The sequence below is a fragment of the Candidatus Synechococcus calcipolaris G9 genome (assembly GCF_029582805.1).
Taxonomy (GTDB): domain Bacteria; phylum Cyanobacteriota; class Cyanobacteriia; order Thermosynechococcales; family Thermosynechococcaceae; genus Synechococcus_F; species Synechococcus_F calcipolaris.
This window is the reverse complement of record NZ_JAKKUT010000002.1, coordinates 1,332,976-1,357,787: the sequence shown is the minus strand read 5'-3', so window position 1 is coordinate 1,357,787 and position 24,812 is coordinate 1,332,976. Positions and strand designations below refer to the sequence as shown.

The following is a 24,812-nucleotide window of genomic DNA, read 5'->3' as shown; positions in this document are numbered from 1 at the left end:
TCAAGGAGCAACCTTCCTAGTCTTGGAGTGGTTCCCTTTTTTGCTACAATCTCACTTTGGGGCAATTAGGTTAGCAATAGAAAATATGCCAAAAGTTCTTGTTTCCGATCCTATTGAGCAGGTGGGGATTGATTTATTAGCCCAGGTTGCTCAGGTTGATATTCATACCGGCTTATCTCCGGCAGAATTGGCAGCTATGATTCCTGGCTACGATGCCCTGATGATTCGGTCAGGTACGAAAGTAACCCAAGAGGTGATTGAGGCGGCCCATCAGTTGAAGATCATTGGTCGGGCTGGGGTCGGTGTCGATAATATTGATGTTCCGGCGGCCACCCGTAAGGGCATCATTGTGGTGAACTCCCCCGAAGGAAATACCATTGCTGCGGCGGAGCATACCCTGGCCATGATGATGTCCCTAGCCCGCCATATTCCTGATGCCAACGAATCCATGAAAGCAGGCAAATGGGATCGGAAGCGGTTCACTGGCGTAGAAATTTATAAAAAAACCCTAGGTATTATTGGCCTTGGAAAAATTGGTTCCCACGTCGCCACCGTGGCCCGGGCTATGGGCATGAAATTATTAGCCTATGATCCCTTTTTGTCCACGGAGCGGGCCGATCAATTGGGTTGTCGTTTAGTGGAGCTAGATGTCTTATTTTCCGAATCTGACTTTATTACCCTTCACTTACCTAAAACCCCGGAAACTCAGCATTTAATTAGTGGCGACACTTTGGCTAAAATGAAGCCCACCGCCCGCATTATTAACTGTGCCAGGGGCGGCATCATTGATGAAATGGCCCTCGTCACCGCCCTGAAAGAGGGACAAATTGCCGGGGCAGCCCTAGATGTTTTTGAAGAGGAACCCCTGGGGGAATCTGCCTTAAGATCCCTAGGCATGGAAGCGATTCTCACCCCCCATTTGGGGGCCTCCACCGAGGAAGCTCAAGCCAATGTGGCCATTGATGTGGCAGAGCAAATTCGGGATGTGCTGCTGGGACTGCCGGCGCGATCGGCGGTGAATATTCCCGGACTCCGCCCCGATATTCTCGAAAAACTGACTCCCTATATGCAGTTAGCGGAAACCCTGGGCAATTTAGTGGGGCAGTTAGCGGGGGGTCGGATTGAATCCTTGGAGGTGCGTCTCCAGGGAGAACTGGCCAGTAATGATAGCCAACCCATTGTCATTGCCGCCCTGAAAGGGTTATTGTCCCCGGCATTGCGGGAACGGGTCAACTATGTGAATGCGGGTCTGGAAGCCAAGGAGCGCGGTATTCGGGTGATTGAAACTCGGGATGCCTCCCAGCGGGATTATTCCGGTTCCCTGTGTTTGATCGCCAAGGGGCCCCTAGAAAGCCGTTCGGTAACGGGTGCCCTACTGGGTGAGCATGAATTGCGGATTACCAGTATTGATGATTTTCCGATTAATGTCTCCCCAACCCGGCACATGCTGCTGACGCTGCACCGCGATATGCCCGGTATTATCGGCAAGATCGGCTCTAACCTGGGTAGCTTTAATGTCAACATTGCCAGTATGCAGGTGGGCCGGAAGATGGTACGGGGTAATGCGGTGATGGTGATTAGTTTGGATGATCCCCTCCCGGAAGGATTACTGGCAGAAATTACGAAGGTGCAGGGAATTCGTGATGCCTACATTGTTAATCTCTAGGATCCGTTGTTAGGCAGGCTGGCTTGATTAATCGCTGGTGGGAAGTCACCGTTATTACCCAGGCCGCTGCGGAGGATATTGTCTACTGGCGGCTCCAGGATTTTGGCTGTCAGGGAACGGCAAGTCAACAGCATCAGGGGCAGCTATCCGTGCAGGCCTATATTCCCCAAAAGCAAGTGACCCTGCTGGATATTGCCGCCCTAGGGGTTTGGATTGAGCAGGATGTGGTCTCCCAGGGCTATTTGCGCCCCCAACTCCGTTGGCAACTGGTCAGGGAAGAGGACTGGGCCCATAGTTGGCAAGATTACTGGCATCCCATTAATGTGGGCGATCGCCTGATCATTTGTCCCGATTGGCGGGAGCCACCTCCCCTAGGGGAGCGATTACTATTGAAATTGGATCCGGGCATGGCCTTTGGCACCGGGACCCATCCCACGACCCAATTGTGCCTAGAAGCTCTGGAAATGCAACTGGATGATACCTTTGAACCTCTGGGTTCAGTGGCGATCGCTGATATTGGCTGTGGCAGTGGCATTTTATCGGTGGCAGCCATTTTGTTGGGGGCGGAAAAAGTCTATGCCGTAGATACGGATCCCTTAGCGGTAACGGCAACCCTGAAAAGTCGGGACTTGAATTTAGTTACAGCCCAGCAATTAGTTGTGAGCCAGGGTAGCCATGAAAAAATTCCGGTGACGGTGGATGGCATTTTATGTAATATTTTGGCAGATGTGATTGGGGATATTATTCCCCACTTAAGTCGTATTATCAAACCCCATACTTGGGCCATTTTTAGTGGATTGCTGTTAGAACAAGCCAATGATCTCACCGAAATCCTGGAAACCCATGGTTGGCAGGTGGGTAGTGTGTGGCGAAAACAAGACTGGTGTTGTCTAAATGTTCAATGGACTGGGGATAGCAAAAATTAATCCTTAGGAGAAAGGGCTAGAGAGTCAAGGATGGCTAAGATTGATTAGTGTTGAGGATGCCGCCAAGCTGATTGACACCCATTGGCCCAACTGGGGTGAGGTTCCAGTGACTATTGAGCAATTAAGCTCTTTGACCACCACTGAGCCTATTTTTGCCGATCGCCCCTATCCGCCGGTACACCGGGTAATGATGGACGGCATTGCCATAGCTTGGTCTACCTATGAACGGGGCCAGCGGGAATTTGCCATTGTCGGGGTGGTGGCGGCCGGTGAGCCAAGGATAGAGTTAGGGGGCCCTAATTCCTGCTTAGAAGTAATGACGGGATGCCCCTTGCCCAAGGGAGCTGATCTAGTGATTCCCTATGAGGAGATCCAGATTGATTCAGGCATTGCCCGCATTGTCGGAGAACAGCAGCGAAACGCCTTTGATAATATTCACTTACAGGGGAGTGATTGTCCCTTGAGGGCAGAGGTCTTACCGTCTCACAGGGTCTTAAATGGCCCCCGCTGGGGAATTGCCGCATCCATGGGATACGCCAGTCTCAACTGTGCCCGGAACCCACGCATTAAACTCATTTCTACCGGCAAAGAACTCATTGACCCCCACCAGAGGCCCCAACCCCACCAACTGCGCAAATCGAATATCTATGCCCTGAAGGCTTCTCTGCGGTGCCATGGCTATGATGGTGTTGACCTAGATCATCTCATGGACGATCGCCCACGAATGATCGATCATTACCAGGAAAATCGCCAAAAATATGATGTGTTAATCTATTCCGGCGGTGTCTCCAAGGGCAAATTTGATTACTTACCGGATCTGTGGCAGGGGGCGGGGGTAACTCGCTATATTCAGGGGGTCAGCCAACGGCCGGGTAAGCCCCTCTGGTTTGGCATCGATCATCAATACAACACCGTGGTTTTAGGATTACCGGGCAATCCGGTTTCTAGTTTGGTCTGCCTCCATCGCTATGTGTTAAAAACCCCCGTGATCTATGCTCAACTTCAGGAAGAAGTCATCTTTAGGAAAGACCTGACCTATTTTGTGCCCGTCAAACTAACCTATGGTGAGGACGCAGTGATCAGGGCCCAACCCCTGACCATTAAAAATTCCGGGGAGTTCATTGCCCTAGCAGAGAGTGATGGCTTTCTGGAACTTCCCAAGGAGTCCTGCCATTTTCCGGCGGGCACTTGTTATCGATTTTTTCCCTGGCGATCGCCATGACCCTTACCCTCATTGATACCCACGGCCGCCGCATTCGCAAGCTACGCATTTCCTTGACGGATCAGTGTAATCTGCGTTGCCAGTACTGTATGCCTGTGGATGCCACCTTTATCGCCAAGGACAGTTATTTGCGTCCTCAGGAGTACCAAGCCATTGCCCAAGAATTAGTGGAGTTGGGGTTAGAAGAAATTCGTCTGACCGGGGGAGAGCCGTTACTCAGGCAGGATTTTTTAGAGATTGCCACGAGATTAGCCCAACTGCCCCTGAAAAAAATTGGCTTAACCACGAATGGGGTTTTCCTGGATCGCTATTTGGAAGCCCTGTGGCAGCTAGGGATTCACCATCTCAATATTAGTCTGGATAGCCTCAATCCCGATAATTTTCAGCGCATTACCCACGGCGATCGCCTAGACACAATCAAGGATCATATTCACCAAGCCCGGAGTCAGGGGTTTAGGATCAAAATTAATATGGTGGTGATGCGGGGGATCAATGATCATGAAATTGGCGAGTTTGTCGAATATGCTAAAGCCCTCGATATTGACGTGCGATTCTTAGAACTGATGCGGATTGGCTATGCCTGCGAAACCCAGGGAGACCGCTTTATTTCCGCCCAGGAGTTACTAAAGTGCCTGAAAACCCACTACCATCTCACCCCCCTATCCCAGCCGGAGGACTCAACATCGTTTAATTTTGTCACGGATTGCGGGGCCCGGATTGGCTTTATTGCCTCCGAATCCCAACCCTTTTGTGGTCACTGCTCCCGCTGGCGACTCTCTGCTGATGGCATCCTGCGGGCCTGTCTTCTGAAAACTGACGGCCGCTCCCTCAAAAACACGACACTCGCACACCGCCAGGGGCTCTATCGGGACTTACTGGAGATGAAACCCTACCTGAGACCCTCAGAGGTTCCCCATGCCATGTATCAAATTGGAGGCTAGAAAACCCTAGATCGCCGGAATGCTCAATCACATTGATGACCATCACCAACCCACCATGGTGGATATTAGTGCCAAGTCCAGCAGCGATCGCCGGGCTGTGGCCCAGGCCCAAGTTGAACTACCCGCAGCCTTGCGTCCCTATCTCCAGGGGCAAGATCTCCACCTAAAAAAAGGCCCCGTCTGCCAAACGGCGATTATTGCGGGCACAATGGCTGTGAAAAAAACCTCGGAGATGATTCCCTTTTGCCATGCCCTGCCCATTGATTCCTGTAAGTTTGAGATTCAAATTGGGCATCCATCCATTGAAAACCCGTCAGCGGATCAGCAAGAGACTCCTTTAGTGGTGACGATTCGCTGTGAAGTGAAGACCCAGGGGAAAACCGGCGTGGAAATGGAAGCTCTCCATGGTGCCGCGATCGCCGCCCTGACGATTTACGACATGTGTAAAGCGGTGTCTTCAGATATTTTGATTAAAGAAACCAAACTTCTGGCCAAAAGTGGCGGTAAAAAAACGAAGGCGGAACGGCCCCTCTACGGACTTGTGTTAACCGGCGGTGAGAGTCGGCGAATGCAGCGGGATAAGGCCCTGATTGATTACCACGACAAACCCCATGGCCAGTATATTTATGATCTTTTAAGTCAATATTGCGAGCAGGTCTATCTATCCGGGCGATCGCAGCAGTGGCAGGGAACGCCCCTAGAATCCTTACCGACCCTCGTAGATCACCATCCTAGTGTGGGCCCCATTGCCGGTATTTTGACGGCCCTGGAAACTCATCCAGATGTCAATTGGCTCATTGTCGCCTGTGATTTAGCCTATATTCATGGCCCCTTGATCGAATATCTCCTCAGCCATTACCGTGAAGACGTGGTAGCCACCTGTTACCAAAATCCAGAAAAAGGGTTTCCCGAAGCCCTGTGTGGAATCTATACTCCCCTAGCCCTAGATGTATTTCAAAAAGCCGTGGCCGCTGGCATCTATTGCCCCGTCAAACTTCTACAAATGACCAATTGCCATCTCATCCCCTGCGATCGCCCCCAATCCATTGCCAATATTAATACCCCCCAAGAATACGAAAATGTCCAACTCTAACACCTTCCCTAAAACCATTACAGTGCAGTACTTTGCGGCCCTTCAAGAACAAGCCGGTATCACCACAGAAAACCTAACCCTAGAGTTGACGAGCTATCGGGAGCTTTATCGCTATTTGGCAGAAAAATACCAGTTTCATTTATTAGAGCATCAAATAAAAGTAGCCGTGAATGATGAATTTGCAGATTTGGATAGTGTTATTCAGGATCAGGATCGAGTGGTCTTTATTCCCCCGGTTGCTGGCGGTTAGCATTTAGTCAAGCTGCATGATCAGCATAAGGGCATCTCCAAAAATCTAGATTCAGAACTGTTATGGACAATAGAGCAAACACATACAACACATCCCCGCTAGGGTTGCTGGAAGAGGATGTCAGAGTGTAGGATTTTTGCAGACAACCTTCCGATACCCCTTAGGCTACTATGGACTTAAAAGCTCTGATTCGTGATGTACCTGATTTTCCCAAGCCAGGAATCCTATTTCGGGATTTAACCACTCTGCTCCAAGATCAAGCGGGGCTAAGGTATGTGATTGATCAATTAGCCGATCGCTATCAAGGTCAGAAAATCGACTATATTGCTGGCATTGAATCCCGAGGGTTTATCTTTGGTGCTCCCCTGGCCTATCGTCTGGGTGTCGGTTTTATTCCCCTGCGGAAACCCGGTAAGCTTTGTTCGCCCGTCTATGCCGTTGAATATAGTCTGGAGTATGGTAGCGATCGCCTGGAAATGCACCAAGATGCCGTTCAACCAGACAGAAAGGTCTTAGTGGTCGATGACCTCATTGCCACGGGTGGTACCGCCGCTGCCGCCGCCCAACTGATTCAACAGTCCGAGGGAGAGTTGACAGGGTTTGCCTTTATTGTGGAACTGATGGAACTCAATGGGCGCAACCTATTACCGGATGTGCCGATTACGACTCTGGTAAATTATTAGTTAGACCGGATTTATTTTCAATTAAAGGTTTGGCAATCATGGCACAGAGTTCACGAATACCTATCATGTCGCTAGATGAAGAGCAATTTATGGCTTTTGAAGGCTTAGTTCAATGGACTCGTGCAGTTGTCTTACAAGCACAAAGAGTGACGGCAGCAAAAAAGAAACTTGACATTGAAGAGATTATGCGGCCCTTTAAAAAACGCATAGAAGCAATACATAACTCTCACTCTGAAGATCATTTCTTTGTCATTGCAGCACATAAACTTATTGAATATCGTAAATGGGTTGAAGAACTGGGATTATGCACCCGTGTTGACTTCAGTAAAATTGATAGCTTTGACAAAGTAAAGATAATCGACTTGAGAAATATGCGTGAGCACGTTATTGATTACTTTAAAGGGGAGGGACGTGCTAAAGATAGATGGGTGGAACAAACGCCAGACTACTCAGCAGATGCTAGCTCCGTGGTTGGAACTATGATCGGAGGTCGTCTTGACTACCTTGCGTTTGCCATTGCTGCGGAGCATTTACTATCTCAATTACTTGTTGAACCAATTCCTTATTCTAACCACTCTCTTTGTGCTGTAAATGACTAATGTCCTTGCGAACTACAAACTGTTTTTGTATGACAGATTGGCTGGTTCTAGATTTCGTATGCTTTGATTTTGGTTCAATGGGCCTTGATGCAGCGTTTATAAAGCCCTTGAGCTTTTTCATTATTTTGCCCAGTCAGCTTTTACCAAGTCTAACAGAACCATTAGATCGCTGGATTTACATAATTTGTAGAATGTGAAACGCATTGGATTGTAGATCAAGGTAGGAGTAAGCTTAAATCAGCCTCTCAATTTATAGACATCTCTACGATGCCCAATCTTATGAATAGTGATAATCTGTACTTCAGTACCAAAGGAGTAAATAATTCGATAATCAACGACTCTGAGTTTGAAAAGTCCACTCAAATCTGCACTTAAGGCTTGAGGGGTTACATCATCAAAGTTCTCGGACAACCAACGAATTTTTCGCAAGATACGCCCTTGAATAGTTGGCGTAAGCTCTCCTAAACTATCCAGATCCTCCGGAGTAAATTCAACACTATAGCTCATTGCCAAACCAGTCCAAGTTTTCTTGCCACTTCTTCAGCCGAAACCCCCCGCTCTCCAGCTTGAGTTCTTTTCAGAGAAGCTATCAGTTGTTGCTTCACCTCTGGTTTTAGTTGCTTTCCCTCGTCAGGGTCAGCTAATAGAGTATGAAGCGTTTCGGCAACAGTCTCCTGGATCAAAAGCTTAAGCTCTTCAACTGTTAAATCCTTGACTTGCATATATCAATGGGAGAGTGTATGGACTTTTCTATTATCATACCATTGAAGGCAATCACCGCAGGCTAATGGGAACGGTAAACGCTTAACCGTCTTCAAACTTATAACCTACCCCAATCACTGTTTTAATAAAGCTGGGATGGGATGGGTTCAATTCCACTTTTTTACGCAGTCGGGCAATATGGGTATCTACCACCCGATCGTCTCCAAAGTAATCATCCCCCCAAACCCGTTCAATGAGTTGTCCCCGTTGCCATACCCGCCCTGGGGCACTCACAAAAATACTGAGTAAGTCAAACTCCAGGGTGGTTAGATCCAGGGGTTCCGGTTCTTGATGGGGGAGATGGCGCGTTGCCTGGCGTTGCTCAATATCAATGGTAAAACTAGGGGTATGGTGGGCTTGGGTCTGGCTATTGTGGCGTAAACTCCGGCGTAGCAGGGCCCGCACCCGTGCTAGTAATTCCCTTGGACTAAAGGGTTTGACAATGTAGTCATCGGCCCCAGTAGATAGGCCAATGACCAGATCAATTTCTTCCGCCTTGGCCGTCAGCATCAAAATATAGGGTTCCTTGCCTATGGGTTTTTGGCGCAGTCGGGCACAGAGTTCTAGGCCATCTAATCCGGGAATCAACCAATCTAGAATAATTAAATCCGGCTGCTGCTCTTGGCTGTAGCGCAGGGCAGTGAAACCGTCACGGCAAACATAACTCGTAAAACCATCGTTTTCAAGAATATCTTGCAAAAGTTGGGCAATGTCGCGATCGTCTTCAACAATGAGAATATCCATCGCAGCCAGTGATACAGAAGAGTACAGAATAAAACCTAATGACTTTAATTACATAAAGGAAAATTACAAACAGAAAAATTGCTCTGCTCTAAGTCAAGCCCATGACTAAAGGTAATTGAACAGTTATTCCATTGTATAATGAATTTTAATTATTATAGATTCACGAGTCTATTTTATCGAATGTGCAAGCATGACCATCCATCGCCCCATTATTGAAATTCTCCGCCATGGCACCCCCGGAGATCGCCTCCAAGTCAAAGGGTGGGTGCGTACCAAGCGATCCCTGAAGGAGTTTTCCTTTGTTGAGGTAAATGATGGCTCGTCCTTGTCCGGGCTACAGGTGGTCTTTTCCGCAGATTTACCGGACTATGAACCCCTCAGCAAACAATTGACGACGGGCACTGCCGTTGAATTTAAGGGGGAATTAGTCGCTTCCCAGGGAAAAAATCAACGGGTTGAGCTACGGGCGGCCACGGTGAAGATTTGGGGAACAGCGGATACAGAAACCTACCCCCTGCAAAAGAAACGCCACAGTTTTGAATTTTTACGCACCATTGGCCATCTGCGGGGACGCACTAATACCATTGGAGCGGTGATGCGGGTGCGAAATGCCTGTGCCACAGCAATTCATCAGTTTTTTCAAGAGCGGGGTTTTTTGTGGATCCATACCCCCGTTGTCACCGCCAGTGATTGTGAAGGGGCGGGGGAACTCTTTACCGTCACCAATTTGGATTTGGAGAACCCACCGCGTACCCCGGAACAGAACATTGATTTTAGCCAAGACTTTTTTGGCCGCCGCGCCTATCTGACGGTGAGTGGTCAACTGGAAGCGGAAATCATGGCCACTGCCTTTAGTAATGTCTACACCTTTGGCCCCACCTTTCGGGCGGAAAATTCCAATACGTCGCGGCACTTGGCGGAATTTTGGATGGTGGAACCGGAGATGGCCTTTTGTAATCTTCAGGGGGATATGGATCTAGCGGAGGCATTTTTGAAGCATATTTTTGCCTACGTCTGCGATCGCTGCCCAGAGGATATGCAATTTTTCCAGGATCGGATTGATGGCACCGTCCTTGCCACCGCCGAGCAAATCATTCATCAGGAATTTGCCCGGTTGACCTACACCGAGGCGATCGCCCTCCTGGAAAAGAGTAACCGTTCCTTTGAGTTTCCCGTCGCCTGGGGGTTAGATTTACAGTCCGAGCATGAGCGGTATCTGGCGGAGGACTATTGCCAACGCCCCGTCATTGTCAGTGACTACCCCGCCGAAATTAAAGCCTTTTATATGCGCTTAAACGACGATGGCAAAACCGTGGCGGCCATGGATGTTCTCGCTCCTAAAATTGGCGAAATCATTGGTGGCTCCCAGCGAGAAGAGCGGCTAGAGGGTCTGGAGGAGCGGATCACCGCCCAAGGGCTGGAACTGGATGCCTACTGGTGGTACTTAGACCTGCGCCGATTTGGAACCGTACCCCACGCGGGGTTTGGTTTGGGCTTTGAGCGATTGGTGCAGTTTATGACCGGCATGGAAAATATTCGCGATGTGATCCCCTTCCCCCGCAGTCCTGGGAATGCTGAATTTTAACAGCGGCGAATTTTAGTAGGGGGTTGACAAGAGGAGCTTTATTTACCTTGAAAAACAATCCATTCTAGGGCGATCGCCATGGTCTGCCTGCTTGTGTAAACCTTTGTGGAGTAATGGTCACTTGGGCGTAAAGACATAGTAACCTAGACCCTAGCCGTAACTAACAATGTAGGACTTTATCCATGGTGCAACGCGGTTCTAAAGTAAAAATTCTACGTCCAGAATCTTACTGGTACAACGAAGTAGGCACTGTTGCCTCGGTTGATCAAAGTGGAATCAAATACCCGGTGATCGTTCGTTTTGAAAAAGTCAACTATACGGGCTTCAGTGGTAACGCCGGTGGAGTCAATACCAATAACTTTGGTCTCCATGAAATTCAAGAAGTTGCAGCACCGAAAAAGGGTAAATAATCCCTAGGGCTGTAACCCTCCGTCTAAGAGCGTGCCAGAGTTACCGGAAGTTGAAACGGTTCGTCGCGGGCTAGAAGCCGTTACCCTGCACCAGAGCATCACTGGTGGGGATGTGCTTCTGGCTCGTGCGATCGCTGGGGGTGTGTCTTCCCTAGACTTTTTGACGGAATTGACGGGGCAATCTCTGACTGGTTGGAAACGACGGGGCAAGTATCTTTTAGGGCAACTGAGTAACGGTGGCTTCCTGGGGGTGCATCTACGGATGTCCGGTCAACTCCTGTGGTTATCGGCACCATCTCCCCCCTGTACCCATACGCGGGTTCGCCTTTTCTTTGTCTCTGGCCATGAACTTCGCTTTGTGGATCAACGCACCTTTGGGCGAATGTGGTGGGTTCCCCCCGGCGATCGCCCCGAACATATTATCTCTGGCCTTAGCCGTTTGGGCCCCGAACCCCTAGAACCCGGGTTTAGCTGTGAATATTTATACCAAAAGTTAAAATCTACCCATCGTCCCATCAAAACGGTCTTATTAGACCAAGGAGTTGTTGCTGGGATGGGCAATATTTATGCCGACGAATCATTATTTTTAAGTGGTCTTCATCCCCAGCGGATTGCAGCATCCCTGACAACGACCGAGGTAGCCCTCCTCCATCAACAGATTTGCATCGTTCTTGACCAAGGAATTCAAGCTGGTGGGACAACCATCCGTAATTTCGTCAGTCCTGAGGGAGTCAATGGTCACTACAGCGGTCAGGCCTGGGTCTATGGACGCAAGGGAAATCCCTGTCGGCGATGCCAGAGTCCCATTGAACGTCTCCGCCTCGGGGGTCGCTCCAGCCATTACTGTCCCCAATGCCAGCCGCCCACGGCAATATCAATCCATCCCCAAGGGTAAATAGAGGGTGAGGATTTCTCCCCGGTGGCGATCGCCCCGTACCGTCAACTTGGCCCCCACCGCTTCCAGGAGATGTTTAGCGGCAGTAAAGTTCAGACTCAAATGCCCCGTTTCTGGATGTAAGAGCAGTAATTTCCCCAGACTTGCTAACTTAGCTGGTTTACCCGGTTGGGGCGATCGTAATTCCAGTTTCAGTTGGGAACCCGCCAGACTAAATTCCAGGTGTAGTTCACTGCCTGGCGGCAGGGTTTGGCTAAAATATTCCACCAGCCCCGTCAGCACCTGATCTAAATGACTCGGATCACTCATTACCGCAGGTAGGGATGGGGGAGAGTGGATCGTTAAGGTGAGATGGCGACGGGCCGCCTGTTTTTGCCAGCGCGGAACACTCATGGCCAAAATATCCTCTAGGGATGTGGCACTCAGGGCAGTTGGACAGCCCCCCTGATTCGAGGCGATCATATCTGCGGCCCGCAGGAGTAAACGAAAGCGAGTAATTTGCTCACTGCATTCCTGGGCAATGATCTGTAAATAATGGTGAACCTTCGCCGGTAAATTTTGCTGACGTAACACCAATTGAGTCAGGGTATGAATCGTGGCCAGGGGCGTTTGAATTTCATGGGATAGGGCCTGAAGCAAATCTAGATCAGTTGATGGCGGCGAAGAACGGGGGGCGGTCCCCTTCACGGTGGTTACGGGGGTGGGGGATGGACTATGGTACAGTAGCCGTTGGCCAAAATAGCTCACCCAACGGTAATCTGGTACTCCCAAGCCAGTGCCCGAACCCGTTGAGGCCATCCAGGCAGTGAGGGGAGCGAGGGTATGGGAACGGGATGGTAATAGGGTTGCCTCTAGGCCCTGCCAAAAGTCCTGCAAGTCCGCCGGATCAAAGGAAAACCGTAATCCTTCCTGGGGCACAAACCGAAGGAGAACGGAGACCTCTTGGCTGAAAACAAGGCAAAAGGGGATTTGAATAATCGGGGTCTTAGGCGGAACGTCAATAATCTCTAGGTTTGAACTTAGTCGGTTTGAGGTTAAATGATCCGCTGGGGAACTGGGCAGGTATCGCTGACCATGGCTTTGGGGACTGAGGACAACCACGGAAAAATGAGTCCGCTCCATCGTGACGGTTGGGCCCGAGAGAATATAACCCTTGTGGCCCCCAGTCCGATCCAGGAGATCCGTTAATGCCGCGACTCCCGCCTGCCACTGCCACAAAAGCTGCGAAGATCGATGATTATCACTCCCCTGGGGCGATCGCCCAGAGGCAGAATTTAGGGTGGTAGTGATACCATCCATGGCGAAGTAACACCGAAAGGGACGTAGGTCTTCAACCGTTGATACCGTTGCTATAACGCCGCTTTTTTGACCATAGCTTGACCATAGCCCGTTCCTTTCCCCCCAGACTAGGGGTAAAACCGTACTTTTTTCTAAAGTAATAAATTTTCTAGGGCCCGGATATCCGTAATGCAGAGACTATCCTGATCCCGCCGAATCATCCCCTTTTTCTCTAATTTGCCAAGGACACGGGTCACCGTTTCCCGGGCCATGCCACTCAAGCTGCTGAGTTCCCGGTGGGGTAAGTTGGGAATTTCTAAACCGGAGGGGCCCTGCTTACCCTGACCATCTGCCAGGAATAACAAAATATCGGCGACACGGGAGGTACTATCGGATTCCCGCAGACGTAAGCGGCGATTGAGTTGGCGGAGTCGTCGGGCCATAAGTTTGGCTAAGCGTATGCCGGCCTGGGGTTCCGTATTCACTAAATGGACGAAATCCGTGGCGGGCATATTAGCAACAACGGTGGGGGTCAAGGTAATCACATCCGTGGATCGAGGCACTTCTTCAAGGGGAGCCATTTCCCCAAAGAGTTCACCTTTGCCAAGAATATTCAGGGTCACTTCTTTGCCGTCAATATTGTAGGTGCGGATCTTGACCCAACCGTTAAGAATAAAATAAACGGATGTACCCCAATCATTTTCGAGCAAAATGACTCGATTGGCCGGATGCTGACGGGTGACAACATGGGCTAGGGCAGAGTCAAGAACCCCCGCAGGCAAGTCCTGGAAGAAGGGACTATTGTGTAATGTTTGGTCATTATCGCTGGAGGTACGCCGATCTTGCATGACATTATTGGGGTATGTTCATCTATGGTTACAGTAATAATCTCTTTTAGGGAGCAATTCAGTCGTTTGCCCTTGATAATAAACGAATCTTTAGCATAATAATGTACAGAATTCTTAAGTTTTGCGGTTTATGTCACCATTATCGATGGCTTTGTCCCAGTTGCGTTAATTTTGCCCATGGCTGATGTTGTGCTCACGGTTCAAGACCTGTCGGTAAGGTTTGGTCGGGGAGATGCCGAGTCTACAGCGGTGGATCGGGTTTCCTTTCAGGTGGAGCGGGGCCAAACCCTAGGAATTGTTGGGGAATCCGGTTCCGGTAAGTCCGTCACCTGTTTGGCGGTCATGGGGTTGATTTCTGCTCCGGGGCAAGTGACGGGGGGCCGGATTGAATTCATGGCCCGGCCGGAATCTGACCCAATCAATCTTTTGGAACTCTCTGCCCAGGAGATGCAAGGGGTGCGGGGGGCGCAGATTGGCATGGTGTTCCAAGAACCGATGAGTTCCCTCAACCCAGTCTATACCTGTGGATTTCAGATTATTGAAGCCCTACGCCAGCACCAATCCCTTTCCATGGCTGCGGCCCGTCGCCAGGCGATCGCCCTCCTCCAGGATGTGCAACTGATTCCCAGGGATGATGTCCTATCGGAGCAATACATTCGGGAATGGCAACAGGAAAATGGGGGTAGCTCTCCCAGTCCGGAGCAACTTCAGCATGGGATCAATGACACTAAACGGGCTTTTTTAGATCGCTATCCCCATCAATTATCCGGTGGCCAAATTCAACGGGTGATGATTGCCATGGCCATGGCTACCCAGCCGGCCCTCCTCTTGGCCGATGAACCAACAACGGCCCTAGATGTCACCGTTCAGGCAACGATTTTACGACTTTTGAGCGATCTCCAAAAGAAATACCAACTCTCCCTAATTTTTGTCACCCACGATCTAGGCATTATTGCGGAACTGGCGGATCGGGTGGCGGTGATGTACCAAGGGGCGATCGTCGAATCGGGAAGCGTCTCCCAGATTTTTCGTGAACCCCGACATCCCTATACCCGCGGTCTGTTGGCCTGCCGTCCCCGCCTTGATCAACGGCTGAAGATTTTACCCACGGTGGCCGATTTTCTGGATGCAGCGGCTTCGCCTCCCTCGGTGGAGGAAGTCAGTGAGGATGACCAGCAAGAACGATTGGCCCAACTGCAACGGCGATCGCCCCTAGTGGAGGTAGAGCATCTGCGGGTGTTGTATCCAGTGCGGTCAGCCTGGGGCCAGCCCAAACGCTATGTGGCCGCCGTCAATGATGTCTCGTTTCACATTTATCCGGGGGAAACCCTAGGGTTAGTGGGGGAATCCGGCTGTGGTAAAACCACCTTGGGCCGGGCGGTGCTGCAATTAATCCCCAGTAGCGGGGGTCAGGTTCGCTTTCAAGGGGAACGGATAACCGGCCTGTCTCGGCAACAACTGCGGCAGTTCCGGCAAAAAATGCAAATTATTTTCCAGGATCCCTACAGTTCCCTAAATCCCCGTTTGACCATTGGCGAGGCGGTGATGGAACCGCTGCGAATTCATCAGCCGAAAACCCCAAAACAGCAGCATATTCAGCGGGTGGAATACTTGCTGGAACGGGTTGGGCTCGATCCAAAGATTTTGAGGCGGTATCCCCATGAATTTTCCGGGGGACAACGGCAACGATTGTGTATTGCCCGCGCCCTCGCCCTACAACCCCAGTTAATTGTCTGTGATGAGTCGGTGTCGGCCTTGGATGTGTCTGTTCAGGCCCAGGTCTTAAACCTCTTGAAGGAACTCCAGGCAGAATTTAATTTAACCTATTTGTTTATTTCCCATGACTTGAGTGTGGTGAAATTCATGGGCGATCGCATCATGGTGATGTACGCAGGCAAAATTGAAGAATTAGCGGCCGCTGAAGAACTCTACCGCCATCCCCAGGCCGACTATACAAAGAAATTGATTGCAGCCATTCCAGCCGGTATTCCCACCCAGGTACTCTAAAATGCCCCTGAAAATTCTGGACACAAGCGACCTAGAGGCATTACTGGAAATGGTGCGGCCTTTGGCGTGGCAGGCCAGCGATCGCCTGCGCCAATACTATCGGGGTGACATTGCCCTGGACATTGAAGATAAACAGGGTGGCCCAGTGACAACAGCGGATCGAACCGTGGATGCCTTTCTGCGGCAAAACCTAGAGGCTGAACTTGACCCTGAACAATTTGGCTATTTGACGGAAGAAACCTACCAACCAGGGCCAGCCATTCCCCAGCCTTACCAATGGTTGATTGATCCCCTAGACGGAACCCAGGATTTTATTCATCACACCGGGGACTATGCCATTCACATTGCCTTGGTGCATCAACACCGGCCCATTTTAGCGGTGGTGGCCTGGCCAGAACGGCAGGCCCTTTATACGGCCATTGTCGGCCAAGGAACCTATCGGGAAACGGCCCAGGGGCGACAGCGGTTGTCCATTCCCCCAACCCCTCCTGTAGATGTAGAAGTAAATGCAGATGCAAATATTTTAGATGATCTGCGGATTTTAGTTAGTCGCACCCACACCAGCGATCGCCTCCAGGCATTTATGCAGGAGTTACCCCGCCCCACCCTCATTCCCATGGGTAGTATTGGCTGTAAAATTGCCGCCATTTGTCAAGGGGAAGGGGATGTCTACTTGGGTGTACCCAGCCGGTCAGCCCCCAAGGATTGGGATTTGGCCGCACCGGATCTGATTCTTCAAGAGGCGGGGGGCCAATTGGTTTACCTGGATCAAAGCTTACCCCACTACAATCGTGGTGATGTGGAGCATTGGTCAGGGTATGTGGCCGCCAGTGGCAATATTTTGACCGCTCTTAGCCATCGGGCCCAAGCCTATTTTGGATGATTTTGGATAGCTGGATTCAATAACTGGAGGTGAAGGGTGGCCACAGTTCTGGTCTTAAATGCTGGCTCTAGTAGTCAAAAAGCCTGTCTGTACCGCCTGGATCGGGAGCATTTACCACTCCTGCCCCCCCAGCCCCTTTGGGAGGGATTCATTGATTGGGGCCACACTGGCGATCTCGCTGAATTGAAGGTTACGGCAACGCCCGATGTAGACCAGGCCCCTGTAGAGTTTACCCATACTGTTCCCCTAGGCGATCGCCCGACCATTGTTAAAATCCTCCTGGAAACACTGTGGCAGGGGGAAACGGCGGTAATTCCCGACCCCGCCGCCATTGATGTGGTTGGCCATCGGGTCGTTCACGGCGGCGATCGCTACCACCAACCCACCGCCATTGATGCCGATGTTAAGGGGGCGATCGCTCAATTTGCTGCCTTTGCACCCCTCCACAATCCCGCCAATCTGGAAGGGATTGAGATCATCGAAGCATGGCTACCGGATTGCCCGCAGGTGGCTGTCTTTGATACGGCCTTCCATCGCCAACTGCCCGCCGTGGCCCAGACCTATGCCCTGCCCTACCACCTCTACGGCGAAGGCATTCAACGCTATGGTTTCCACGGCATTAGTCACAGCTACGTGAGTGAACGGGCCCGCCAACTCCTGGGAGGTTCCAACCAAAATCTACGGCTCATCACCTGTCACCTGGGAAATGGTTGTTCCTTGGCGGCGGTGAAGGGGGGAACCTGCATTGATACCACCATGGGCTTTACGCCAACGGCCGGCTTGATGATGGGAACCCGTTGTGGAGATGTGGATCCGGGAATTTTGCTCTACCTTTTGCGCCAGGGCTACAGTGAAACCCAACTGGATCACCTCCTCAATCGCCAGTCTGGCCTCCTAGGGGTCTCCGGGGTCAGTAGTGATCTGCGTCAGGTCTTGGCGGCGATCGCCCAGGGAAATCCCCAAGCCCAATTGGCCTATGACCTGTATATCTATCGCCTACGCAGTATGATTGCCAGCTTGCTCCCGGCCCTAGGGGGCCTCGATGCCCTCGTGTTTACCGCTGGCGTGGGGGAAAATGCTGCGACGGTGCGGGTCGATGTCTGCACGGGTTTATCCTTCCTGGGATTGCAACTGGATATGGATAGGAATCAAAAGCGGCCCGTAAAGGGGGATATTGGCTCTCGGGAGTCCCAGGTACGGGTCTTGGTGATTCGCACCCAAGAAGACTGGGCGATCGCCCGAGCCTCTCTAGGTATCAATGCCTAGGCATCAACGTGTAGGCATCAACGTGTAGGCATCAACGTGTAGGCATCAAACGGGTGTAACAATGATTTTCAGGTGGTTGAGCCGCCGATTCCGCCGGGTCTACAGGGCCCATCGTATTTTTGCTCTCCTATTGGCCCTTGGCCTGGGTTTAGGAGGAGTGATTCTGCCGGTATTGAGTCAGCAAAATCAACAAAGTCCACAAAATCAGCAACCCACCATGGAAGATCTCCAGGAGTGGCAAAAAACCATTCAGGAATACCAGACCGGCGTGGGACAACAACGGCAACAAATTGAGCGATTAGAGCAGGCGGCCCAGGAACGTCTCGATCGTCTCCAGGAAAATATTGACATTACTGATGACCAACTCACGGATGTCAATCAACGACTCCAGGAAGCCGAAGAGATTTTAGCCGCCCTCGAACAGGAACAACAAGTAACCGAAGCAACCTACCAAACGAATCTGGATGCAACCCAGGAACGGCTGAAATTTCTACAACGCCATCGCCAGAATCAAACCTGGGCATTTTTATTTGACAGTGAAACCTTAAATGAATTTCTCGATCGCCGTCAACGGCTGCGCCAGGTCTATGCGGCGGATCAAGCCCAGTTAGAGCAACTCAATCAAGCCCGCGATCGCCTCGATCGCCAAAACCAACAAATTTCATTTCAAAAACAGCAAATCAGTCAATTACGCCAGAGCCTAGAGCAGCAAAAACTCACCTATGCCAGTGAAGCCAATGTCCAAGAGGGATTAGTCACCAAATTACGGGGCGATCGCCAGGCCCTTTTAGCCGCCGAACAACAACTAGAGCGCGATAATATTGCCATTTCCAACCTGCTGCGGGATCGTCTCGGCTACGTTCCCCAAGACCCACCCCTGATTCGCGGTCTTGGACGACTGAGTTATCCCATTAATGCGCCTATCACCAGTAATTTTGGCTGGCGCACCCATCCGATCCTGGGAACCCGCCGCTTGCACAATGGCACGGATTTTGGCGCAGATACGGGAACTCCGATTCGGGCAGCAGATGCCGGAACGGTCATTCTCTCAGGGTGGTCTGGGGGCTACGGTAACACGGTCATTATTAACCATGGTGGGGGCATGACGACCCTCTATGCCCATGCCAGTCGTTTACTGGTTCAAGAGGGGCAAACGGTTCAGCAGGGCCAAGTCATTGCTGAAGTGGGTTCCACGGGACTGTCTACGGGGCCCCATCTGCACTTTGAGGTACGCATCAATGGGGATCCCCAGGATCCAATGGCCTATTTGTGATGCACCTATTTGTGATATGTTGCGACACCCTAGGACAGATCAGACAAACTATACTCCTGCAACAGGGCAAAGGGAATCATCTCTAGGGCGGTGATATTGGTTCCCACCAGACTAACGGGGGGCGCAACCCCAGCCTCTTGGGCTTCTCGCCAACGACTGGCACACAGACACCAGCGATCGCCCGGTTTCAATCCTGGAAAATTAAACGCTGGTACCGGGGTACTTAAGTCATTGCCCCGCGATCGGGTATAGGTCAAAAACTCCGGGGTCATTTCCGCACAAATAACATGACGGCCCTGATCCTCGGTTCCCGTTTGGCAATAACCGTCCCGATAAAAACCCGTGAGGGGATCCAGACAGCAGGGTTTTAACTCACCCCCAAGTACATTTTTAGCCATGGCCCTTCCTTAAACTGATTGAATCCTACCAAGTTGGATCCGCAAATAAATAAACCCGACAGGCCATAATATTGGCCGGTACCGCCGAAATACAGGTGCGAATTTCCCCTAACTCCTCAATGTCCACTGTACAGGCTCCACAACTCCCCATTTGACAACCGGTGGGAATATCAATACCGGCCCGCTCAGCCACCCTGAGCCAGGATTCTCCCGGTTCAGCCATGACTGTAATATCATCGGGCAAAAATGTAATCTCAACCATGGTTTAGCTCAATGTTTGCTTAGGGGTTGCCCAGGATTTGACGAAACCCTCAATGATTATCTATGATAGTAAATTGCTGGTTTTGCTCGGAAAAGGTTTGGAAAAGGTGAGTTTGGCTCATCACCTCTACGGCAGGGAGAAAAAATAAGATTCATGGCTTACGCAATTATTGAAACATGTGGCAAACAACTACGGGTTGAGCCAGGGCGGTTTTACGATGTCGATCGCCTGCCCTATGACACTGATGAAACCGTAGAAATTGATCAAGTGCTGCTTTTGAATGATGACAGTATTCAAGTGGGTCAGCCCTACGTCCCTGGGGTAGTGGTTCAAGGAACCGTCCTAGAGCATCGCCGTGGCCCCAAGCTGATCGTCTACAAAATGCGGCCGAAAAAGAAAACCCGTAAAAAGCAAGGGCATCGCCAAGAGCTAACTCGTTTGTTAATTACGGGCATTTCGGTCAACGGCAAAATCATTGGTGAGGTGAGTACCCCAACCAGCGAACCTGTAGATAGCCCGACAACGACTTCCGAGGAGGAATAACCCATGGCTCATAAGAAAGGAACCGGTAGTACTCGTAACGGCCGGGACTCAAACGCCCAGCGGCTAGGCGTTAAACGGTTTGGTGGCCAAGTGGTGCGGGCAGGGAATATTTTAGTGCGGCAGCGGGGAACCAAGTTTCACCCTGGGGTCAATGTTGGCCGTGGTAGTGACGATACCCTCTTTGCCATTGCTGACGGGATTGTCACCTTTGAGCGTTTTGGTAAAACCCGGAAACGGATCTGTGTCTATCCGGCCGCTGAAGGCTAAATGGTTTCGGCCTTAGGCCTAGACTTGGGGCGGAAACGAATTGGTATTGCGGGCTGCGATCGCCTCGGTTTATTGGCGACGGGGTTAACCACCCTGCACCGGCAAACCTTTGTTCGAGATGTAGCCCAATTGCAAGAGCTTTGCCAGGAACGACAGGTGGAAATCCTAGTGGTGGGCTTACCCTATACCATGGAAGGGGAGATCGGCTCCCAAGCCCGTCAGGTGCAAAAACTTGCCAGTCGCATTGGTGAGAGCTTGAGCCTACCCATTGACTATGTGGATGAGCGGTTAACCTCCTACCAGGCAGAAGAAATTCTGCGTCAAAATCGGCGATCGCCCCGAAGGGATAAGGCCCTAGTGGATCAGGTGGCAGCCACCATTATTCTGCAACAATGGCTGGATCAACGCCGGAGCCATTGAGGCTTGACCGGGTAATTATATGCCAAACATCGGGATCGAGAAACTATCACTGGCCATCTAGGGCAAGTAAATCATCCAAAACAGCTTGGGCCGACTGGTAGCGCTTTGTGGCATTGTAATGCACCATCGTATTTAGAATTTCAACAAGCTTAGGTTGTAACGACTGCGATGTTTGCCACATAATATCCCCTGTTTTGTTGCTATGACTCAGTTTTGACGGCTCTAAACCCGACAGGGCCTCGATCGCGACAACACCCAAGGAATAAATATCACTGGCTAGGCTTGGCCGTCCCGCCATCTGCTCATTGGGCGCATAGCCACGGGTTCCAATCCCAATCGTAAACTTATCCTTACGGACTAAATCTTCCGGTTTAATGTGGCGCACCGCCCCAAAATCAATCAGGACAAATTCCTGGTCACTTTGACGACGAATAATATTTGCAGGCTTAATATCTCGGTGGATCACATTGAGACCATGGACATACACTAAAACTTCCAGGATATTTTTGAGGAGGCGGATCACTTGGACTTCACTGAGGGTTCCATGTTGCTCAAATTCTTCTTTGAGGGACTTACCACAGATGTATTCCTGCACTAGAAAAAATGCCTGGTTTTCCTCAAAATAAGCCAGCAATTGGGGAATGAGCGGGTGTTGCCCCACCTTGGCTAGGGTTTCCGCTTCCCGGCGAAATAAATTACGGGCCAACTCTAAAAAGCGGGGATCGGAACGGGATGGTACCAATTGCTTCACCACACAAATCGGATGGTGGGGGAAATGTTGATCTTCCGCCAGATAGGTACGCCCAAATCCCCCCTCCCCTAGCTGACTCAGAACCTTGTACCGTCCACCCAAAATCTGATCTGAAGCGGGGGCATTGCGATAACGTTGCTCATTTATATCTACAATATCTGTTGCATGCCCTATATCTGTTGAATGAGTTGAATGATATACATCAGTTGTTGGTGGCTCTGGCGTTGGTTCTAAATTGGGAAGTACGGTTTGCTCATACTGCCAAGATTCACCCCCTTGTCCTGGATCAGCGGCCGTTTTCGCTTCAGTCTCTGGGTCAATCTTGAGCACGGTGTCCAGGGATTCCAGTCTAAAGCGGGCCGGGCGGATCGGTTCTTCGCGATCCCTATTTCCTAGGAAGGTTTCTGGTGCCGTTGGTGTAAATGCAATTGGCTTGGTGGAATCAGTGTCTGTGCCATTGACCAAGGATGATTCAGGTGAATCGGTATCTATGGGGGAGGGGGTTTGATAGGTCTGATGGCCAAAGAGAGTTGGACTACCCGTATTTTTTTGAACCAGGCTAAAAGATGCATCACTATTCTCTCCCCCCACAACAGGTTGGGTTGAAGTCCCTTGAGGCAAAGGTTGAGGCACATTATCGTCATTCTTTCTGTCAAAGGCACGATAGGCCAAAATTAGAGTTGCGCCACCGATGACCCCTAGCCCTGGGGAAACTACTGGAACCCAGGCCGATTGTAGGAAAAGTCCAAAGGTTACGGCTCCTAAACCCACCAGTGTCAGCGGCAGGAGGCCGGCGATCGCCCCCAGATGACGAAAATTCAGAACAATCACGGCCCCCGCTAAGGACCAGCCATAGATCCATAGGAGAATAGCACCCTCACCCCAAAAACCAATTAGGGGCCGATTTCCAATCACCGCCCCTAGAATTTCACTGGCAATCGTGGCATGGATGACAACTCCGGGAACAAGGTCATTTTCTTGACGAGAATCACTCAATGGAGTCAGAAACTTATCATTACTACTGGTTGCTGTATTGCCAATCAACACCACCCGATCGCGAATGGTAGATGGTAAAACCTTGCCTGCTAATAAATCTGTTAGGGTGACGGTGGTTGCAATGGTTTCTAGGGGACGATAGGTAATGAGAATCTGATAGCCCCGTGCATCAATTCCCTGGTAGCCGCCAGAATTGGGTTGAACTCGGGGAAAGTTTGTGCGACTGATCCGTAACTGTTCATTGGCATCAAACTCCGCCGGCAAATTGAGGGCCCGTTGGGCAGCGGCAAAGGCAAAGGACTGGGGTGTACCACAGGGCGCATTAGGATTGGGGGTCCGAATCACCAGAGCGCGACGCACTACACCATCGGGATCAAGGGGTAGATCCGCAAAACCCACCTGATCATTGAGCAGACCTGACGGGGGAGCAATATCCTCTTGACTACTCTGGCCCACCTTACAGACAATAATTGAATCGGGATAGGTCATCATGTACTGGGCTAGGGATAACTCATTGGCCTCTGGGGCCGCTCCATAGATATCTGGAATGGAAAAATCCCGAAACAAATCAATACCGATCACCATAGGTTCGTGGGGCCGCAGAGCCTCCAATGCTCGAATCAGCACCCCATCGGGCAAGGGCCATTGTTTTTGTTCTTGAATATCTGCTTCGGTGATCTCCACCACCAAAATTCGCTTTGCTTCCTCCGACGTGGGCCGCCAGCGACTCCATTGATCGTAGGCCCGTAGCTCTAAGGGTTCCAGAACCGTCAAAGCCTTTAATCCGAGAACAATGCCCGTAGCCAGAGCAGCAGCCATGGCCGCTGGCATTTGTTTCAACAGAAAGGACTTCCACGGAGGATTAGTCATGGCCTAAAGAGTTGCCCAAATATTAGTATCATATTGATTTACCATCTTAAGGGAATACTTGTCATCAGGTAGATTGGCGATCGCCGGTGGCCGTCAGTCCAACGAATACCGGTATGGAAATATCGGTATAATGGGTAACCAAATTCCCGAGGACTCAATGTATGTATGCAAACCCCGTCTTAAGCACCAATAATGGCCACAGCTTAATGACACCGAGTAACCCATTCTTGGACGGACTAGGGCAACTGTTACCGAATATTTTCCTATCCATTTGCCTATCTATTCTTATTTCAATTATGTTGACCCTACTCACCAGTTGGTTGAGTGCTGCCCTGGGAATGCCGATCGCTCCATTTTTCCTGATTATCCTTTAACATTCTTGGCTTGGAATATCTAGATTCCACCTGGTTAGCACGGCCCTGTGAGATCGTTTCTCCAGAGTTAATTGGTTGCATCCTAGTGCGTCGTCGTTCCGATGGACAGATCTACCGGGGCATGATTGTGGAAACGGAAGCCTATGTCCAAGGGGATCCCGCCTGTCATGGCCACCAACGTCAAACCCGCCGCAATGCCCCCATGTTTGGCTCCCCTGGACTTCTCTACGTTTATTTAATTTATGGCATCCATCACTGTCTGAATCTTGTGACGGATCGTGCCGGTATTGCCAGTGCTGTCCTGATTCGCGCCCTGGCCCTAGACCCTTTCACCCCACCCCTGAACCAAGATATTAGCCCCAAGAATTTTCATCGTTTGGCCGCCGGGCCGGGTAAATTATGTCGTGTATTGGGCATCGATCGCCAATTATCCGGCCAACCCCTCGCGCCGGAAACGGGTCTTTGGCTAGAACCGCGCCCTCCCCATCTCAAAAATTCCCTTGAACTGGTACAAACAACGCGAATCGGCTTGAAACAAGGGCAAGATATTCCGTGGCGTTGGTATCTTAAGAATAGTCCTGCCGTTTCCCGACCCTAAAC

Annotated in this window: 28 protein-coding genes; 20 read left to right on the top strand and 8 right to left on the bottom strand. The window is 50.7% G+C overall.

What is annotated here, in order from left to right; genetic code table 11:
- The first annotated feature begins 85 nt into the window (after positions 1–85).
- The 8 genes from serA to L3556_RS09450 all read left to right on the top strand — a co-directional run bounded on the left by serA (position 86) and on the right by L3556_RS09450 (position 7,380).
- The gene (gene serA, locus L3556_RS09485) at positions 86–1,666 is read left to right on the top strand and encodes a phosphoglycerate dehydrogenase (RefSeq protein WP_277867035.1); all 1,581 of its coding nucleotides are present in this window, start codon (positions 86–88) and stop codon (positions 1,664–1,666) included.
- Between the two features lie 23 nt (positions 1,667–1,689).
- Positions 1,690–2,592: a 50S ribosomal protein L11 methyltransferase gene (gene prmA, locus L3556_RS09480; protein ID WP_277867034.1), complete on the top strand. Its 903-nt coding sequence runs from the start codon at positions 1,690–1,692 to the stop codon at positions 2,590–2,592.
- A gap of 40 nt (positions 2,593–2,632) precedes the next feature.
- Entirely contained in the window at positions 2,633–3,814 is a 1,182-nt protein-coding gene (locus tag L3556_RS09475) for a molybdopterin molybdotransferase MoeA (protein WP_277867033.1), read from the top strand.
- On the top strand, positions 3,811–4,755 hold the full coding sequence (gene moaA / locus L3556_RS09470) for a GTP 3',8-cyclase MoaA (protein ID WP_338405736.1): 945 nt from the start codon (positions 3,811–3,813) through the stop codon (positions 4,753–4,755). Before L3556_RS09475 ends, moaA begins: the two co-directional genes overlap by 4 nt.
- Positions 4,756–4,774: 19 nt before the next feature.
- Positions 4,775–5,848, top strand: a complete 1,074-nt coding sequence (moaC, locus tag L3556_RS09465; protein ID WP_277867031.1) for a cyclic pyranopterin monophosphate synthase MoaC — start codon at positions 4,775–4,777, stop codon at positions 5,846–5,848.
- Complete coding sequence (gene moaD / locus L3556_RS09460) at positions 5,835–6,098, top strand: molybdopterin converting factor subunit 1 (protein ID WP_277867030.1); 264 nt, start codon at positions 5,835–5,837, stop codon at positions 6,096–6,098. The genes moaC and moaD overlap by 14 nt, the downstream gene beginning before the upstream one ends.
- A gap of 170 nt (positions 6,099–6,268) precedes the next feature.
- A complete protein-coding gene (locus L3556_RS09455) occupies positions 6,269–6,781 on the top strand; it encodes an adenine phosphoribosyltransferase (protein WP_277867029.1) in 513 nt (170 codons plus the stop codon).
- A 38-nt stretch (positions 6,782–6,819) separates the two neighbouring features.
- On the top strand, positions 6,820–7,380 hold the full coding sequence (locus tag L3556_RS09450) for a hypothetical protein (RefSeq protein WP_277867028.1): 561 nt from the start codon (positions 6,820–6,822) through the stop codon (positions 7,378–7,380).
- Between the two features lie 237 nt (positions 7,381–7,617).
- Here L3556_RS09450 and L3556_RS09445 read toward each other — a convergent pair whose 3' ends face one another.
- From L3556_RS09445 to L3556_RS09435, 3 genes are all read right to left on the bottom strand, one after another.
- Complete coding sequence (locus L3556_RS09445; protein ID WP_277867027.1) at positions 7,618–7,887, bottom strand: type II toxin-antitoxin system RelE family toxin; 270 nt, start codon at positions 7,885–7,887, stop codon at positions 7,618–7,620.
- Complete coding sequence (locus L3556_RS09440; RefSeq protein ID WP_277867026.1) at positions 7,884–8,102, bottom strand: hypothetical protein; 219 nt, start codon at positions 8,100–8,102, stop codon at positions 7,884–7,886. The genes L3556_RS09445 and L3556_RS09440 overlap by 4 nt, the downstream gene beginning before the upstream one ends.
- An 82-nt stretch (positions 8,103–8,184) precedes the next feature.
- Positions 8,185–8,886: a response regulator transcription factor gene (locus L3556_RS09435; protein ID WP_277867025.1), complete on the bottom strand. Its 702-nt coding sequence runs from the start codon at positions 8,884–8,886 to the stop codon at positions 8,185–8,187.
- Between the two features lie 190 nt (positions 8,887–9,076).
- Between L3556_RS09435 and asnS the strand changes: the two genes are divergently transcribed.
- From asnS to L3556_RS09420, 3 genes are all read left to right on the top strand, one after another.
- Positions 9,077–10,471, top strand: a complete 1,395-nt coding sequence (gene asnS / locus L3556_RS09430; RefSeq protein ID WP_277867024.1) for an asparagine--tRNA ligase — start codon at positions 9,077–9,079, stop codon at positions 10,469–10,471.
- 182 nt (positions 10,472–10,653) lie between these two features.
- Positions 10,654–10,881, top strand: coding sequence for a photosystem I reaction center subunit IV (locus L3556_RS09425; RefSeq protein WP_277867023.1), 228 nt, complete (start codon positions 10,654–10,656; stop codon positions 10,879–10,881).
- A 31-nt stretch (positions 10,882–10,912) separates the two neighbouring features.
- Positions 10,913–11,776, top strand: a complete 864-nt coding sequence (locus tag L3556_RS09420) for a DNA-formamidopyrimidine glycosylase (protein ID WP_277867022.1) — start codon at positions 10,913–10,915, stop codon at positions 11,774–11,776.
- Here the strand turns inward: L3556_RS09420 and L3556_RS09415 are convergent.
- Together L3556_RS09415 and L3556_RS09410 are read right to left on the bottom strand one after the other, a co-directional pair.
- Positions 11,756–13,075: a sensor histidine kinase gene (locus L3556_RS09415; RefSeq protein ID WP_277867021.1), complete on the bottom strand. Its 1,320-nt coding sequence runs from the start codon at positions 13,073–13,075 to the stop codon at positions 11,756–11,758. The two genes, L3556_RS09420 and L3556_RS09415, sit on opposite strands and share 21 nt — an antisense overlap.
- A gap of 131 nt (positions 13,076–13,206) precedes the next feature.
- The gene (locus tag L3556_RS09410; RefSeq protein WP_277867020.1) at positions 13,207–13,902 is read right to left on the bottom strand and encodes a Crp/Fnr family transcriptional regulator; all 696 of its coding nucleotides are present in this window, start codon (positions 13,900–13,902) and stop codon (positions 13,207–13,209) included.
- Between the two features lie 177 nt (positions 13,903–14,079).
- Between L3556_RS09410 and L3556_RS09405 the strand changes: the two genes are divergently transcribed.
- The 4 genes from L3556_RS09405 (at position 14,080) to L3556_RS09390 (ending at position 19,331) form a co-directional block, all read left to right on the top strand.
- Complete coding sequence (locus L3556_RS09405) at positions 14,080–15,909, top strand: ABC transporter ATP-binding protein (protein ID WP_277867019.1); 1,830 nt, start codon at positions 14,080–14,082, stop codon at positions 15,907–15,909.
- A 1-nt stretch (position 15,910) separates the two neighbouring features.
- A complete protein-coding gene (locus tag L3556_RS09400) occupies positions 15,911–16,792 on the top strand; it encodes a 3'(2'),5'-bisphosphate nucleotidase CysQ family protein (protein WP_277867018.1) in 882 nt (293 codons plus the stop codon).
- A gap of 36 nt (positions 16,793–16,828) precedes the next feature.
- A complete protein-coding gene (locus L3556_RS09395) occupies positions 16,829–18,058 on the top strand; it encodes an acetate/propionate family kinase (RefSeq protein ID WP_277867017.1) in 1,230 nt (409 codons plus the stop codon).
- Between the two features lie 61 nt (positions 18,059–18,119).
- Positions 18,120–19,331, top strand: coding sequence for a M23 family metallopeptidase (locus tag L3556_RS09390; protein WP_277867016.1), 1,212 nt, complete (start codon positions 18,120–18,122; stop codon positions 19,329–19,331).
- A 29-nt stretch (positions 19,332–19,360) separates the two neighbouring features.
- On the opposite strand, the gene L3556_RS09385 is transcribed toward L3556_RS09390, so the two are convergent.
- Positions 19,361–19,729, bottom strand: a complete 369-nt coding sequence (locus tag L3556_RS09385; RefSeq protein ID WP_277867015.1) for a DUF2237 family protein — start codon at positions 19,727–19,729, stop codon at positions 19,361–19,363.
- 25 nt (positions 19,730–19,754) lie between these two features.
- The gene (locus L3556_RS09380; protein WP_277867014.1) at positions 19,755–19,991 is read right to left on the bottom strand and encodes a 2Fe-2S iron-sulfur cluster-binding protein; all 237 of its coding nucleotides are present in this window, start codon (positions 19,989–19,991) and stop codon (positions 19,755–19,757) included.
- Positions 19,992–20,144: 153 nt separating this feature from the next.
- On the opposite strand from L3556_RS09380, the gene rplU reads away from it, so the two are divergent.
- From rplU to ruvX, 3 genes are read left to right on the top strand one after another with little or no spacing between them, the layout of a single operon-like run.
- Positions 20,145–20,534: a 50S ribosomal protein L21 gene (gene rplU / locus L3556_RS09375; RefSeq protein ID WP_277867013.1), complete on the top strand. Its 390-nt coding sequence runs from the start codon at positions 20,145–20,147 to the stop codon at positions 20,532–20,534.
- A gap of 3 nt (positions 20,535–20,537) precedes the next feature.
- Positions 20,538–20,801 carry a 50S ribosomal protein L27 gene (gene rpmA, locus L3556_RS09370; protein ID WP_277867012.1) on the top strand — a complete coding sequence of 88 codons (264 nt, stop codon included), beginning with the start codon at positions 20,538–20,540 and terminating at the stop codon, positions 20,799–20,801.
- Entirely contained in the window at positions 20,802–21,221 is a 420-nt protein-coding gene (gene ruvX, locus L3556_RS09365; protein WP_277867011.1) for a Holliday junction resolvase RuvX, read from the top strand.
- A gap of 46 nt (positions 21,222–21,267) precedes the next feature.
- Here ruvX and L3556_RS09360 read toward each other — a convergent pair whose 3' ends face one another.
- Complete coding sequence (locus tag L3556_RS09360; protein WP_277867010.1) at positions 21,268–23,838, bottom strand: CHASE2 domain-containing serine/threonine-protein kinase; 2,571 nt, start codon at positions 23,836–23,838, stop codon at positions 21,268–21,270.
- A gap of 161 nt (positions 23,839–23,999) precedes the next feature.
- Here L3556_RS09360 and L3556_RS09355 point away from each other — a divergent pair, with 161 nt between their 5' ends.
- Both L3556_RS09355 and L3556_RS09350 read left to right on the top strand, forming a co-directional pair.
- Complete coding sequence (locus L3556_RS09355) at positions 24,000–24,212, top strand: hypothetical protein (protein ID WP_277867009.1); 213 nt, start codon at positions 24,000–24,002, stop codon at positions 24,210–24,212.
- A gap of 10 nt (positions 24,213–24,222) precedes the next feature.
- Positions 24,223–24,810, top strand: a complete 588-nt coding sequence (locus L3556_RS09350) for a DNA-3-methyladenine glycosylase (RefSeq protein WP_277867008.1) — start codon at positions 24,223–24,225, stop codon at positions 24,808–24,810.
- The last annotated feature ends 2 nt before the right edge of the window (positions 24,811–24,812 follow it).

Coding starts and splice junctions, on each gene's coding strand:
- ruvX (WP_277867011.1), top strand. CDS start 20,802: ATGGTTTCGGCCTTAGGCCTAGACTTGGGGCGGAAACGAATTGGTATT.
- serA (WP_277867035.1), top strand. CDS start 86: ATGCCAAAAGTTCTTGTTTCCGATCCTATTGAGCAGGTGGGGATTGAT.
- L3556_RS09440 (WP_277867026.1), bottom strand. CDS start 8,102: ATGCAAGTCAAGGATTTAACAGTTGAAGAGCTTAAGCTTTTGATCCAG.
- L3556_RS09445 (WP_277867027.1), bottom strand. CDS start 7,887: ATGAGCTATAGTGTTGAATTTACTCCGGAGGATCTGGATAGTTTAGGA.
- L3556_RS09415 (WP_277867021.1), bottom strand. CDS start 13,075: ATGGATGGTATCACTACCACCCTAAATTCTGCCTCTGGGCGATCGCCC.
- L3556_RS09380 (WP_277867014.1), bottom strand. CDS start 19,991: ATGGTTGAGATTACATTTTTGCCCGATGATATTACAGTCATGGCTGAA.
- moaA (WP_338405736.1), top strand. CDS start 3,811: ATGACCCTTACCCTCATTGATACCCACGGCCGCCGCATTCGCAAGCTA.
- L3556_RS09435 (WP_277867025.1), bottom strand. CDS start 8,886: ATGGATATTCTCATTGTTGAAGACGATCGCGACATTGCCCAACTTTTG.
- asnS (WP_277867024.1), top strand. CDS start 9,077: ATGACCATCCATCGCCCCATTATTGAAATTCTCCGCCATGGCACCCCC.
- L3556_RS09450 (WP_277867028.1), top strand. CDS start 6,820: ATGGCACAGAGTTCACGAATACCTATCATGTCGCTAGATGAAGAGCAA.
- L3556_RS09410 (WP_277867020.1), bottom strand. CDS start 13,902: ATGCAAGATCGGCGTACCTCCAGCGATAATGACCAAACATTACACAAT.
- L3556_RS09385 (WP_277867015.1), bottom strand. CDS start 19,729: ATGGCTAAAAATGTACTTGGGGGTGAGTTAAAACCCTGCTGTCTGGAT.
- moaD (WP_277867030.1), top strand. CDS start 5,835: ATGTCCAACTCTAACACCTTCCCTAAAACCATTACAGTGCAGTACTTT.
- L3556_RS09405 (WP_277867019.1), top strand. CDS start 14,080: ATGGCTGATGTTGTGCTCACGGTTCAAGACCTGTCGGTAAGGTTTGGT.
- moaC (WP_277867031.1), top strand. CDS start 4,775: ATGCTCAATCACATTGATGACCATCACCAACCCACCATGGTGGATATT.
- rpmA (WP_277867012.1), top strand. CDS start 20,538: ATGGCTCATAAGAAAGGAACCGGTAGTACTCGTAACGGCCGGGACTCA.
- L3556_RS09400 (WP_277867018.1), top strand. CDS start 15,911: ATGCCCCTGAAAATTCTGGACACAAGCGACCTAGAGGCATTACTGGAA.
- L3556_RS09355 (WP_277867009.1), top strand. CDS start 24,000: ATGTATGCAAACCCCGTCTTAAGCACCAATAATGGCCACAGCTTAATG.
- L3556_RS09360 (WP_277867010.1), bottom strand. CDS start 23,838: ATGACTAATCCTCCGTGGAAGTCCTTTCTGTTGAAACAAATGCCAGCG.
- L3556_RS09425 (WP_277867023.1), top strand. CDS start 10,654: ATGGTGCAACGCGGTTCTAAAGTAAAAATTCTACGTCCAGAATCTTAC.
- L3556_RS09455 (WP_277867029.1), top strand. CDS start 6,269: ATGGACTTAAAAGCTCTGATTCGTGATGTACCTGATTTTCCCAAGCCA.
- rplU (WP_277867013.1), top strand. CDS start 20,145: ATGGCTTACGCAATTATTGAAACATGTGGCAAACAACTACGGGTTGAG.
- L3556_RS09390 (WP_277867016.1), top strand. CDS start 18,120: ATGATTTTCAGGTGGTTGAGCCGCCGATTCCGCCGGGTCTACAGGGCC.